This is a genomic window from Serratia sp. 22278, assembly GCF_052045405.1.
Taxonomy (GTDB): domain Bacteria; phylum Pseudomonadota; class Gammaproteobacteria; order Enterobacterales; family Enterobacteriaceae; genus Serratia; species Serratia marcescens.
On record NZ_JBQEOW010000007.1, the window covers coordinates 113,300 to 126,370 of the forward strand.

At 61.3% G+C, this 13,071-nt stretch carries 8 protein-coding genes; 1 reads left to right on the forward strand and 7 read right to left on the reverse strand.

Features of this window, described 5'->3' with window-relative positions; genetic code table 11:
* Positions 1-5 precede the first annotated feature (5 nt).
* The 4 genes from rsmA to lptD all read right to left on the reverse strand — a co-directional run bounded on the left by rsmA (position 6) and on the right by lptD (position 5,523).
* A complete protein-coding gene (rsmA, locus tag ACTJJ6_RS14755; RefSeq protein WP_016929118.1) occupies positions 6-824 on the reverse strand; it encodes a 16S rRNA (adenine(1518)-N(6)/adenine(1519)-N(6))-dimethyltransferase RsmA in 819 nt (272 codons plus the stop codon).
* Positions 817-1,818, reverse strand: coding sequence for a 4-hydroxythreonine-4-phosphate dehydrogenase PdxA (pdxA, locus tag ACTJJ6_RS14760; RefSeq protein ID WP_371811599.1), 1,002 nt, complete (start codon positions 1,816-1,818; stop codon positions 817-819). The genes rsmA and pdxA overlap by 8 nt, the downstream gene beginning before the upstream one ends.
* Positions 1,796-3,097 carry a peptidylprolyl isomerase SurA gene (gene surA, locus ACTJJ6_RS14765; protein WP_004932876.1) on the reverse strand — a complete coding sequence of 434 codons (1,302 nt, stop codon included), beginning with the start codon at positions 3,095-3,097 and terminating at the stop codon, positions 1,796-1,798. The genes pdxA and surA overlap by 23 nt, the downstream gene beginning before the upstream one ends.
* 65 nt (positions 3,098-3,162) lie before the next feature.
* Positions 3,163-5,523, reverse strand: coding sequence for an LPS assembly protein LptD (lptD, locus tag ACTJJ6_RS14770; RefSeq protein ID WP_016929115.1), 2,361 nt, complete (start codon positions 5,521-5,523; stop codon positions 3,163-3,165).
* Between the two features lie 228 nt (positions 5,524-5,751).
* On the opposite strand from lptD, the gene djlA reads away from it, so the two are divergent.
* On the forward strand, positions 5,752-6,573 hold the full coding sequence (gene djlA / locus ACTJJ6_RS14775) for a co-chaperone DjlA (RefSeq protein ID WP_440802715.1): 822 nt from the start codon (positions 5,752-5,754) through the stop codon (positions 6,571-6,573).
* A 143-nt stretch (positions 6,574-6,716) separates the two neighbouring features.
* Here the strand turns inward: djlA and rluA are convergent, their stop codons facing one another.
* The 3 genes from rluA to ACTJJ6_RS14790 all read right to left on the reverse strand — a co-directional run bounded on the left by rluA (position 6,717) and on the right by ACTJJ6_RS14790 (position 12,945).
* Positions 6,717-7,367 (reverse strand): bifunctional tRNA pseudouridine(32) synthase/23S rRNA pseudouridine(746) synthase RluA, encoded by a 651-nt coding sequence (gene rluA / locus ACTJJ6_RS14780; protein ID WP_016929114.1) that lies wholly within the window; start codon positions 7,365-7,367, stop codon positions 6,717-6,719.
* Between the two features lie 57 nt (positions 7,368-7,424).
* Positions 7,425-10,331: an RNA polymerase-associated protein RapA gene (gene rapA / locus ACTJJ6_RS14785; protein ID WP_440802712.1), complete on the reverse strand. Its 2,907-nt coding sequence runs from the start codon at positions 10,329-10,331 to the stop codon at positions 7,425-7,427.
* Between the two features lie 247 nt (positions 10,332-10,578).
* Positions 10,579-12,945 carry a DNA polymerase II gene (locus tag ACTJJ6_RS14790; protein ID WP_193843266.1) on the reverse strand — a complete coding sequence of 789 codons (2,367 nt, stop codon included), beginning with the start codon at positions 12,943-12,945 and terminating at the stop codon, positions 10,579-10,581.
* Between the last annotated feature and the right edge of the window lie 126 nt (positions 12,946-13,071).

The following is a 13,071-nucleotide window of genomic DNA, read 5'->3' on the forward strand; positions in this document are numbered from 1 at the left end:
ACTCCTTATTGCTGCGGCGCCGGATTGGCTGACAGCCAGTTGGCCAGCTTGCAGTACTGCGCCACAGAAATATTCTCTGCTCTGAGCGAAGGATCGACGCCCAGTTCCATCAGCTGTTCCGGCGTGAACAGGTCGCCCAGGCTGTTGCGGATGGTTTTCCGCCGTTGGTTGAACGCCTGCGTGGTGATACGGCTCAGCATGCGCACGTCGCCCACCGGGTTCGGCAGCACGCTGTGCGGCACCAGACGCACCACGGCGGAATCGACCTTCGGCGGCGGCGCGAACGCGGTCGGCGGCACTTCCAGCACCGGAATGACGTTGCAGTAGTACTGCGCCATCACGGTCAAACGCCCGTAGGCCTTGCTGTTTGGGCCGGCCACCAGACGGTTGACCACCTCTTTTTGCAACATAAAGTGCATGTCGCGGATTGCCTGAGTATAGCTGAAAAGGTGGAACATCAGCGGCGTCGAAATATTGTACGGCAGGTTACCAAATACGCGCAGCGGTTGGCCAGCTTCCTCGGCCAGTTCGGCGAAATTCACCGTCATGGCGTCCTGCTGGTGGATGGTCAGCTTGTCTTTCAACCGCGGGTGGTTCTCCAACCGGGTGGCCAGATCGCGGTCCAGTTCGATCACCGTCATGCGGTCCATGCGTGCGCCGACCGGCTCGGTCAAGGCGCCGAGGCCGGGGCCGATCTCGACCACCGCTTCGCCCGGTTGCGGGTGAATGGCGGAGACAATGCTATCGATGACAAACTGATCGGTTAAAAAGTTTTGTCCAAAGCGTTTGCGGGCAAAGTGCCCTTGGTGGACTCTGTTATTCATTACAATTAATTATCATTTTAATGGCGAGATTCAGGGCCGTTTGGAAACTGCCGACATCGGCGGTGCCGGTGCCGGCCAGTTCCAGAGCGGTACCGTGGTCGACCGAGGTGCGTATGAAAGGCAAACCGAGGGTGATATTCACCGCGCGGCCGAACCCTTGGTATTTTAGCACCGGCAGCCCCTGATCGTGATACATCGCCAGCACCGCATCGGCATCTTGCAGATATTTGGGCTGGAACAGGGTGTCCGCCGGCAGCGGGCCGATCAGATGGATACCGTCAGCGCGCAGCGCGTCGAGCGCCGGGATGATGGTGTCTATCTCTTCGCGCCCCATATGGCCGCCTTCCCCGGCGTGGGGATTCAGACCGCAGACGTAAATGTGCGGCTGGGCGATGCCAAATTTGTTTTTCAGATCGTGGTCGAGAATGCGAATGACTTCGAACAGGCTCTGCTGCGTGATGGCGCCCGGCACCGCCAGTAGCGGCAGGTGGGTGGTCGCCAGCGCCACGCGCAGCTCTTCGGTCGCGAGCATCATCACCACGCGATCGCAGCGGCTGCGATCGGCAAAGAATTCGGTATGGCCGATAAACGGCACGCCGGCGTCGTTGATCACGCCTTTGTTCACCGGGCCGGTGATCAGGGCGGAAAACTCGCCGTTCAGGCAACCGTCGCAGGCGCGCGCCAGGGTTTCCACCACGTAGGCGCTGTTGCCTACGTTCAGTTCACCGGCGGTGACCGGCTGAGCGAGCGACACCGGCAGCACGGTCAGCGTGCCGGCGCGTTGCGCCTCGGCCGGTTGCTGCGGTTGGTAGTCGCGCAGCGTCAGCGGCAGGCCCAAACGCTTCGCGCGTTCAAGCAGCAGGGCCGGATCGGCGCACACCACCAGCTCAACAGGCCAATCCTGTTGCGCCAGGGCGGCTACCAAATCCGGCCCCACCCCGGCGGGTTCGCCGGGGGTAATGACAACGCGTTTATTGCTGTGCATCGCTGCCATCGAGGATCTTCACGTAAGCCTGGGCGCGCTGTTCCTGCATCCAGGTCTGCGCCTCTTCGGCGAACTTACGGTTGAACAGCATGCGGTAAGCGCGATCTTTCTGCGCGGCGTCGGTTTTATCCACCTGACGGGTATCCAGCAGCTGAATCAGGTGCCAACCGAAGGAAGAGTGCACCGGCGCGCTGATTTCACCTTTGCTCAGCTTCAGCAACGCATCGCGGAAGGCCGGATCGTAGATGTCCGGGGAGGCCCAGCCCAGATCGCCGCCCTGCATGGCGGAACCCGGATCCTGCGACAGCTGTTTGGCTTCGTCGGCGAATTTGGCGCGGCCGCTCTTGATCGCTTCCGCAACGGATTGCAGCTTGGCGCGCGCCTGATCGTCAGTCAGCACCACCGAAGGCTTCAGCAGGATGTGACGGGCGTGCACTTCGGTGACCGACACCGACTGGCTCGCGCCGCGGATGTCGTTCACTTTCAGGATGTGGAAGCCGACGCCGGAACGGATTGGGCCGACGACGTCGCCTTTCTTGGCGCTCACCAGACGTTCAGCGAACAGGGTCGGGATCTCTTGCAGCTTGCCCCAGCCCATGTTGCCGCCTTTCAGCGCCTGAGAATCGGCGGAGTAGGTGATCGCCAGCTTGCCGAAGTCGGCGCCGCTGTTGATCTCACCCACCAGGCGTTTGGCCAGCTCTTCGGCTTTATCGACCTGCTGCTGCGACGGGTTTTCCGGCAGCGGGATCAGGATGTGGCTGATGTTCATTTCGGTGTCGCTGCCGTTCTGCGCGCCCACCTGTTTGGCCAGCGCGTCCACTTCCTGCGGCAGGATGGTGACGCGGCGGCGCACTTCGTTGTTACGCACTTCGGAAATCAGCATCTCTTTGCGGATCTGCGAACGGTAGGTGTTGTAGTTCAACCCTTCGTACGACAGGCGGCTGCGCAGCTGATCGACGTTCATGCGGTTCTGCGCGGCGATGTTGGCGATCGCTTTGTCCAGCTCGGCGTCGGACACGGTGATGCCCATTTTCTTGGCCATCTGCAGCTGGATGTTATCCATGATCAGCCGTTCGATGATCTGATGGCGCAGCGTCTTGTCGTCCGGCAACTGTTGGCCGGCCTGCTGGGCGTTGAGCTTGACTGACTGCAACAGACCGTTGACGTCGCTTTCGAGTACCACGCCGTTATCCACGACGGCGGCGACTTTATCCACTTCTTGGGGTGCTGCGAACGCGGCATTGGCGCAAACCACCAATCCGAGAATAAGCGTTCTCCAGTTCTTCATACATTTCCCATTATGTAATCCGCAAATGCGGGTGAAAGTTCTCGTTTTCAAAGTGTTGCAAAGCGTCAGAATGCGCGCTGATACGGCAGAATGCCGGAGCGCATCATTTCCGCGGAGCCGAGACTATGATCGCTGCTCAGGCCGCGCAGTTCGACGTTGAACGAAACTCTGTTGTCGTAAACGCTGGTATTGTTGCTGTTGTTCCAGTCGGTGATCTTGCGCTCATAGCCCAGGGTCACCGCCCAGCAGCAGGTGTTATACTTCAGCCCCACCAGCTGATCGGCGGATTGTTTGGCGCGGGTGTCGTAGTAGTACGCCCCGACGACCGCCCAACGATCGGCGATCGGCCAGCTGCCGGTGATGCCCACCTGCGAGATGCCGTCCTGGAAGGCCGGAATCGTTTTGGTGTTCAACGCTGTCTGGATGTATTCCGGCGTGGCGTAACGGTAGTTCAGCTGCACCACGCGCTCGGCGTCCTGGCGGTATTCCACCACGCCGTTGCCCAGCGAGACGCTGTTCAGGCGGGTGTCGTACTGCAGGCCGCCGCGCAGGCCCCAACGATCGTCGATTTTCCAATAGGTATCGCCGGCCCAGGCCACGCTGCCGGTATCGTCGTTGTTGTCGTATCCCGTCACCTGATCGCCGGTGCGCGAACGGCTGAAGTAGTAGATTTGACCCACGGAAGCGTTAAAACGTTCCACCAGCGCGTCATCATAAATGCGCGTGGTCAAACCGGTGGATACGCGGTTCTGCGAAGCGATGCGATCCAGGCCGCTGTAGGTGCGGTCGCGGAACAGGCCGGAGTAGTCGGTCTGCAGCAGCGTGGTGTCGTAGGTGTAGATGTTGCTCTGGTCGCGGTACGGCACGTACAGGTACTGCACGCGCGGCTCCAGCGTCTGGGTGGCGCCTTCGGCCCAGATCATCGGCCGCTCGAACACCAGCTTGCCGTCGACCTTGAATTGAGGCAGTACGCGGTTGACCGAGTCATCAAGATCCGGCGCAGCGACGCCTTTGCGGCTCTGGTAGTTGGCGGCGAAACCGTCAGGAATATCCTGCTGGTAGTGGGTCGCCATCACTTTGGCTTCGGTGTTCAGGCTGGCCCAGCCGTTGGTGAGCGGCAGACTCAGCGTCGGCTCCATATGCAGACGGGTGGCGTCCGGGCTGTACGGGTTGACGCTGGTGAACTTGGCCGCCTGGCCGTAAATATGGAAGTCGAACGGACCGAGGTCGTTCTTGTAATAGTTCAGATCCAGCTGCGGCTGGACTTTATACGACTCCGACTGTGAACGATCGGTATCGTCGTAAATCTGGAACTGCTTGGAGCTCAGCGTGGCGTTCCAGTTTTCGTTGGCGTAGCCGAGGCTGAATTTCTGCGTAGCGTAGCCGTCGGTAGTGGAACCGTACTTGGAGTCCAGATCGGTGAAGTATTTGGAATCGCTGACCTTGGTGTAGTCGACGTTGAAGCGCCACACCTGATCCATGACGCCGTTGTGGTTCCAGTAGAACAGCCAGCGTTTGCTGTCCTCATGATCTTTGCCGTATTCCTTGTCGTCCGGCAGCCAGTCGAACTCCATCAGGCCGAGGCCCGGCTGCACCAGATAGCGGAACTCGGTCTGCCACTGCAGGCCGCGCTTGGACATATAGTGTGGCGTGATGGTGGCATCGTAGTTCGGTGCGATGTTCCAGTAGTACGGCAACATGAACTCGAAGCCGTTGTTGCTGCCGTACTTGGCGTTGGGGATCAGGAAACCGGAACGGCGCTTGTCGCCGACCGGCAGCTGCAGGTACGGGCTGTAGAACACCGGCACGCCGCCGATGCGGAAGCGGGCGTTCCATATTTCCGCCACCTGCTCTTCGCGATCGTGGATCACTTCGGAACCGACCACGCTCCAGCTGTCGTCGCCCGGCAGACAGGAGGTAAAGGTGCCGTTTTCCAGGATGGTGTAACGGTTGGCGCCGCGCATTTTCATCTTGTCGGCGTCGCCGCGCCCCTGACGGCCGACCATCTGGTAGTCGCCTTCATAGACGTCGGTATCTTTGGTATTCAGGTTCGACCAGGCCTTCGGGCCTTTCAGTTTGATCTGATTGTCGCTGTAGTGCACGTCGCCGGTGGCGGTGACGGTGCGCACCGGTTCCGTCTGGCCAGGGTTTTCCGTCTGGTTCAGCTCGACTTCTTTGGCGGTCAGGGTGCTGTTGCCCTGCTCGATATGCACGTTGCCGCTGAACAGGGCGCTTTTCGGGTAGTCGGCGCGCGAGTCATCGGCATTGATGGTCACCGGCTGGCTGTTCGGATCGCCGCTGACCAAAGGCTTGTCGTAAACGGGAACGCCAAGCATGCATTGCTCGGCCAGATCAGCCAGCGCATGCTGACTGTAGAGTGCCGTCCAAATCATCGTGGCCAGCAGTGTTGGGAAACTTTTTTTCATACGCGGTTTTGGTGTTCCGTCATCAGAGGCGTCGTGTCCGGCAAACGGTCAGAGACTATATTACTCATCTGCGTTGCGCTAGTGCTAAATCCAGCCGTTTACTTGCGTCGTCGTTAGGCGCAAAGATAAATGACAGGTATGATAATCCAAATTCTAGGAAAAATCGCCTGCGCCCTTTCCTGAAGCGAAGGAGAGCGGGCGGCTTTCGGCATGATAATTGAGGAGTATATGCAGTATTGGGGAAAACTGCTCGGCGTCATCGTCGCCATCTGGTCTGGCGCGGGATTCTGGGGTGTAGTTCTGGGGCTGATTATCGGTCATATGATCGATACGGCGCGCAGCAACAAGCGCAGCCGGGGGTTTTTCACCGACCAGCAAACGCGGCAAACGCTGTTTTTCCGCACCACTTTTCAGGTGATGGGCCACCTGACCAAATCCAAGGGACGCGTTACCGAGGCGGATATCCAGATCGCCAGCCTGTTCATGGATCGCCTGCAGCTGCACGGCGAAGCGCGCACCGCGGCGCAGCAGGCGTTCCGCGAGGGCAAACAGAGCCAGTTCCCGCTGCGTGAGACGCTGCAGCAGTTCCGCAGCATCTGTTTCGGCCGCTTCGATCTGATTCGGATGTTTCTGGAAATTCAGATCCAGGCGGCGTTTGCCGACGGCTCGCTGCACCCGAACGAACGTCAGGTGCTGTACGTCATCGCCGAAGAACTCGGCATTTCGCGCGCGCAGTTCGATCAGTTCCTCAGCATGATGGAGGGCGGGCGTCAGTTCGGCGGCGATCAGCAGGGCGGGTATTCGCAGGGCGGCTATCAGCAGGCTCAGCGCGGCCCGACGCTCGACGATGCCTGCAAGGTGCTCGGCGTGCGCAGCAGCGACGATGCCGCCACCATCAAACGCGCCTACCGCAAGCTGATGAGCGAACACCATCCGGATAAGCTGGTGGCGAAGGGCTTGCCGCCGCAGATGATGGAAATGGCCAAGCAGAAAGCGCAGGAGATCCAGGCGGCGTACGACCTGATCAAACGCGAGAAAGGTTTCAAATAACGATACCCGTCATACTTCGAGCCGCAGGTGTATTGGCTGCCCGCGCTTACCCCGGTCACGTACTTTTTGTACGCTCCCGGGGCTGCGCTTGGTTGCCGCCTTCCTGCAACTCGAATTATTTAGGGTATCCCTGAGCGGTGGGCTCAGAAATCCGGCTCGGCGCGAAAGTGCATCGGCGTCTGGAAGGCGGGGTGGGTGATGCGCAGCTCTTGCGCATGCAGCTGTAGCCGTGGCGCCATCGCCTTAGCCTCCGGCGGGGCGTAGAAACCGTCGCCGAGGATCGGATGCCCCAGCGCCAGCATGTGCACCCGCAGCTGATGCGAGCGGCCGGTGATCGGCGTCAGCTTCACGCGCGTGCTGCCGTCGGCGTCGCGCGACAGCACCTGATATTCCGTTTGCGCCGCTTTGCCGGTGTCAAAACACACCTTTTGCAGCGGCCGGTTCGGCCAATCGCAGATCAGCGGCAAATCCACCAGTCCTTCGTCATGTTCCATATGCCCCCAAACGCGGGCGATATAGGATTTCTTCGGCTCGCGTTCGCGGAATTGACGCTTCAGCTCACGTTCGGCGGCCTTGTTGAGCGCCACCACGATCACCCCGCTGGTGGCCATGTCCAGCCGGTGCACCGATTCGGCGGCCGGATGATCGGCCTGAATGCGGGTCATCAGGCTGTCTTTGTTCTCCGGCGCGCGGCCGGGCACCGACAGCAAGCCGCTGGGCTTGTTGACCACCATGATGTGTTCATCCTGATACAGGATGTGCAGCGGGTCCTGCGGGGGATTGTAGGGTTCCATCTTGGCTCCGCGAAAAGGGCCGAACGGGGAGACGGTTGCCTCCCCATGTCGCGCCGGTTACTGGTGGGTGACCACCACCAGACGAATGGCGTCCAGGCGCCAGCCGGCTTCATTGAGGTTGGCCAGCACCTGACGGCGGTTGAACTCCAGCGCTTCGACTTCGTCGTCGCGGATGTTCGGGTTGACCGCCTTCAGCGCTTCCAGACGCGCCAGCTCGGCGCTCAGCTTGTCGTCCGCTTCTTGCTTCGCCTGTTCGATCAGCGTGCGCGCCTGCGCTTCCACCAGGCTTTCCGCCTGCTGCAGCATGGCGTGCACGTCTTGCTGCACGGCGTTGACCAGCTTGCTGGAGGTGTGACGGTTGACCGCGTTCAACTGGCGGTTGAAGCTTTCGAACTCGACCTGCGCCGCCAGGTTGGTGCCCTTGCGATCCATCAGCATGCGGATCGGCGTCGGCGGCAGGAAGCGGGTCAACTGCAGGTGTTTCGGCGCCTGGGCTTCCACCACGTACACCAGCTCAACCAGCAGAGTGCCGACCGGCAACGCTTTGTTTTTCAACAGGGACACCGCGCAGCTGCCGGTATCGCCGGACAGGATCAGATCCAGGCCGTTGCGGATGATCGGGTGTTCCCAGCTGACGAACTGCGCGTCTTCACGTGACAGCGCCCGATCGCGATCGAAGGTGACGGTGCAGCCGTCCTGCGGCAGGCCCGGAAAGTCCGGCACCAGCATATGGTCGGACGGCGTCAGCACGATCAGATTGTCGCTGCGATCTTCCTGATTGATGCCGACGATGTCGAACAGGTTGAGCGCGAAGCCCACCAGGTTGACGTCGTTATCTTGCTCGGCGATGGCGGCGGCCAGCGCCTGGGCCTTGTCGCCGCCGTTGGAGTGCATCTCCAGCAGACGGTCGCGGCCTTGTTCCAGCTGCGCTTTCAACTGGTCATGCTGCTGGCGGCAGGCGTGGATGAATTCGTCCAGGCCTTCCTGCTCGGTCGGCGCGGCCAGATAGCCGATCAACTGCTCGTAGCAGCTGTCGTAGATGGTGCGGCCGGTCGGGCAGGTGTGTTCGAAGGCGTCGAGCCCTTCGTGGAACCAGCGGCCCAGCACCGCCTGTGCGGTGTGCTCCAGGTAAGGCACCATGATTTGGATATCGTGCATCTGGCCGATACGGTCCAGACGGCCGATGCGCTGTTCCAGCAGATCCGGGTTGAACGGCAAATCGAACATCACCAGCTGGCTGGCGAACTGGAAGTTGCGGCCTTCGGAACCGATCTCGGAACACAGCAGCACCTGCGCGCCTTCTTCTTCGGAGGCGAAGTAGGCGGCGGCGCGGTCGCGCTCGATGATCGACAGCCCTTCGTGGAACACCGCGGCGCGGATCGCTTCACGCTCGCGCAGCACCTGCTCCAACTGCAGCGCGGTATCGGCTTTGGCGCAGATCACCAGCACCTTTTCGTTGCGGTTGGCCAGCAGGTAATCCAGCAACCATTCGACGCGCGGGTCGAAGTTCCACCAGGTGGCGTTTTCGCCTTCGAATTCCTGGTAGATCTGCTCCGGATACAGCATGTCGCGCGCGCGCGCTTCGACGGATTTCTTGGCGCCCATGATGCCGGACACTTTGATCGCGGTCTGATATTGGGTTGGCAACGGCAGCTTGATCTGGTGCAGGTTGCGGTGCGGGAAGCCCTTCACGCCGTTACGGGTGTTGCGGAACAGCACGCGGCTGGTGCCGTGGCGATCCATCAGCATGGCCACCAGCTCCTGGCGCGCCTGCTCGGCGTTGTCGCCTTCGCTGTTGGCCGCTTTGAGCAGCGGTTCGATGTCCTGCTCGTCGATCAGCTCGCCCAGCAGGTTCAGCTTGTCGTCGGCCAGGCGTTCACCGCTCAGCAGCAGGGTGACGGCGTCGGCCACCGGACGGTATTTCTGCTGTTCGGCGACGAACTCGCCGTAGTCGTGGAAACGGTTCGGATCGAGCAGGCGCAGGCGCGCAAAGTGGCTCTGTTGACCCAGCTGTTCCGGGGTGGCGGTCAGCAGCAGCACGCCGGGGATATGCTCGGCCAGCTGTTCGATCACCTGATATTCGCGGCTCGGCGCTTCTTCGCTCCAGGCCAGGTGGTGCGCTTCATCGACCACCAGCAGATCCCACTGGGCGTCCGCCAGCTCTTCCAGGCGCTGCTTGTTGCGGCGCACGAAGTCCAGCGAGCAGATCACCAGCTGTTCGGTCTCGAACGGGTTGCTGCTGTCGAGCTTGGCTTCGGCGTAGCGGCTGTCGTCGAACAGCGAGAAGTAGAGGTTGAAGCGGCGCATCATCTCCACCAGCCACTGGTGCTGCAGCGTTTCCGGCACCACGATCAGCACGCGCTCGGCGCGGCCCGCCAGCAGTTGCTGGTGGATGATCATGCCGGCTTCGATGGTTTTGCCGAGGCCGACTTCGTCCGCCAGCAGAACGCGCGGCGCATGGCGCTGGCCGACTTCATGAGCGATGTGCAGCTGGTGCGGGATCAGGCTGGCGCGCATGCCGCGCAGGCCGGCGAACGGCAGGCGATACTGCTCGCTCTGGTATTTGCGGGCGCGAAAACGCAGCGCGAAACGATCCATGCGGTCGATTTGGCCGGCGAACAGGCGATCCTGCGGCTTGCTGAAGGTCAGTTTGCTGTCCAGCAGCACTTCGCGCATCGCCATGCCGCTTTCCTGGGTGTCCAGGCGGGTGCCGATATAGGTCAACAGACCGTTTTCCTCTTTCACCTCTTCCACCTGCAGCTGCCATCCCTCATGGCTGCTGACGGTATCGCCCGGGTTGAACATCACGCGGGTGATCGGCGAATCGTTTCTGGCATAGAGGCGGTTTTCACCGGTGGCGGGGAAAAGCAGGGTAATCATGCGCGCGTCCAGCGCCACGACGGTGCCCAGTCCTAATTCGCTTTCCGTGTCGCTGATCCAGCGTTGACCAAGAGTAAAAGGCATATATTGTCGGCTCGATTCTTTGTAAGTAAGTCTTGTTACCGGGCGGGAAGGGCCGCGGCACCTGTACTGAACGTCTGCTAATCCCGGTTTGTTTTAAATTTGGCGGGCAATAGCCGTTCACGCCATGCAGACGTCGCGAGACGGCAGGGCTAAGCGTGGTTCAGTTTTGGGAAGGGCGCTATGGTAATGGAAGGCGGCGCGTTCGTCACCTGCAAAACCGGATGATTTTTCTTAACCTGGCGCAATCTCAAAACAGCCCCATCTGCCCGGTGACCAGCGTGGTGAAGTCGTCGTGCAAGAAAGGGAGTATAGCGTCTGCCACCGGTTGCAGCTGACGTTCGAGGTAGTGCTGATAATCGATGGGCGAATGGCGGGTTTCCAGCGGTTCCGGCCCGGCGACGGTCATCACGTAGCTGATCCAGCCGCCGTTCTGATACTGCAGCGGCCGCCCCTGACTGCGGTTGTAGTCGTCGGCGATGCGCGCGGCGCGGGCGTGCGGCGGCACGTTGCGCTGATAGTCGTCGAGCTTTCTGCGCAGCCGTTTGCGGTATACCAATTGATCGTCGAAGTCGCCGTTCAGGGTTTTGCCGACGTAGTCGCGCACATAGTCCTGGTAGGGCTGTTGTTTGAAGATGCGCTGATAGAGCTGCTGCTGGAACTGCTGCGCCAGCGGCGTCCAGTCGGTGCGCACCGTTTCCAGGCCTTTGTACACCATCTCTTCCTGGCCGTCGGCGCGCGCGACCAGGCCGGCGTAGCGTTTTTTGCTGCCCTGTTCGGCGCCGCGAATGGTCGGCATCAGGAAGCGGGAATAGTGGGTTTCGAACTCCAGTTCCAGCGCGTTCTCCAGCCCGAACTGCTGCTGCAGATGCTGTTGCCACCAGGCGTTGACCCGCTGCACCAGCGCCCGGCCGATCTGCGCCGCCTGCTGCTCGTCATGCGGCTGTTTCAACCAAACGAAGGTGGAGTCAGTGTCGCCGTAAATCACCTGATACCCTTCGGCTTCGATCAGCTCGCGGGTTTGGCGCATGATCTCGTGGCCGCGCAGGGTGATCGACGACGCCAGACGCGGATCGAAGAAGCGGCAGCCGCTCGATCCCAGCACGCCGTACAGCGCGTTCATGATGATCTTCAGCGCCTGCGACAGCGGCTTGTTGTGCTGGCGTTTGGCGGCCTCGCGCCCCTGCCAGATCTGTTCGACGATCGCCGGCAGGCAGTGTTTGCTGCGCGAGAAGCGGGCGTTGCGAAAGCCGGGCACCGAGTTGGCGTCGCTTGGGTGGCGCATGCCCTCCACCAGCCCGACCGGATCGATCAGGAAGGTGCGGATGATCGACGGGTACAGGCTTTTATAGTCCAGCACCAGCACCGAGTCGTACAGGCCGGGCCGGGAATCCATCACAAAGCCGCCGGGGCTGTGTTCCTCCGGCTGTTCGCCGAGGTTGGGGGCGACAAAGCCCAGGCGATGCATGCGCGGCATATAGAGGTGGCTGAAGGCCGCCACCGATCCGCCGCTGCGATCGGCCGCCAGCCCGGTGACGGTGGCGCGCTCCAGCAGGAAGTTGAGCAGATCGGCCTTGGCGAAGATGCGCGTCACCAGTTCACAGTCCTTCAGGTTGTAGCGTGCCAGCGCCGGCTTGTCTTCGGCGAAGCGCCGGTCGATCTCCGCCATGCGTTGATAAGGATTGTCGATCGCCTTGCCTTCGCCCAGCAGTTCCTGCGAAACGTACTCCAGGCTGAAGGAGGGAAAATTCCAGGTGGCGGATTTCAGCGCCTCGATGCCGTCGATGATCAGGCGGCCGGCGGCGGCGGCGAAAAAGTGATTCTGCTTGAAGCCATGCTCGCGCCACTCCAGCAGGTTGCCGCCACGTCCCAGCCGCAGCGGGATTTGGTAGCGCTCGGCGTGCTTCTGCAGCACTCGCAGATCGAACTGCACCAGGTTCCAGCCGATGATGGCGTCGGGATCGTGCCGCTCCAGCCAGGCGTTCAACCGCTCCAGCAGCTGAGGGCGGCTGGCGCAGTACTCCAGATCGAAATCCAGCGGCGCATCGCCGCCGTTGGCCGGCCCCAGCATATAGACCTGACGCTGGCCGCAGCCCTCCAGCGCGATAGAGTAAAGTTCGCCGTGGGCGGTGGTTTCGATATCCAGCGACACCAGTTTTAGCGTTGGACGGTACTCCGGCGCCGGCTTCATCTGGCCGTTGAGCAACGGGCCGCCGCCGTCGGGGCTGCCGTTGAACCATACCGGCGCGGTGATGAAGCGTTCCATCAGGTAGCGCTCCGGCGGGCGAATGTCGGCCTCGTAGACCGCAACGCCGCCTTCCCGCAGCAGTTTTTCCAGCTTGATGAGCTGACGGTGCTGGCGGCAGTACAGCCCCAGCATCGGGCGGTGATGAAAATCCGTCAGCGCCAGCGGTTTTAGTTCGACTTGCCGCTCTTCCCGCAGCAGCAGTTCCGCGCGCTGCCTTTGTTCGGCGGGGATAAACGCCACCGAGGTCTGCGGCGGCAGACGCAGCTGACGCGGGCCTGCGTCGGTCGCCAGCCAAAATTCGACCTCGGTGCCGGCAGGCGTGTCGCGCCAGTGGCGAGTGAGCAGGAAACCCTGTTGCAGTGCAGTCATAACCCCTTCGTTTTCCACCGGGCGGCGTGCGCGACGTTCAGCGTGATGTCGGTTTTGGCGCTAATATAGATAAATTATAGTATGGGTTTTTATACAGTAATTGTCCATCGCCGCGCGGCGTTGCCA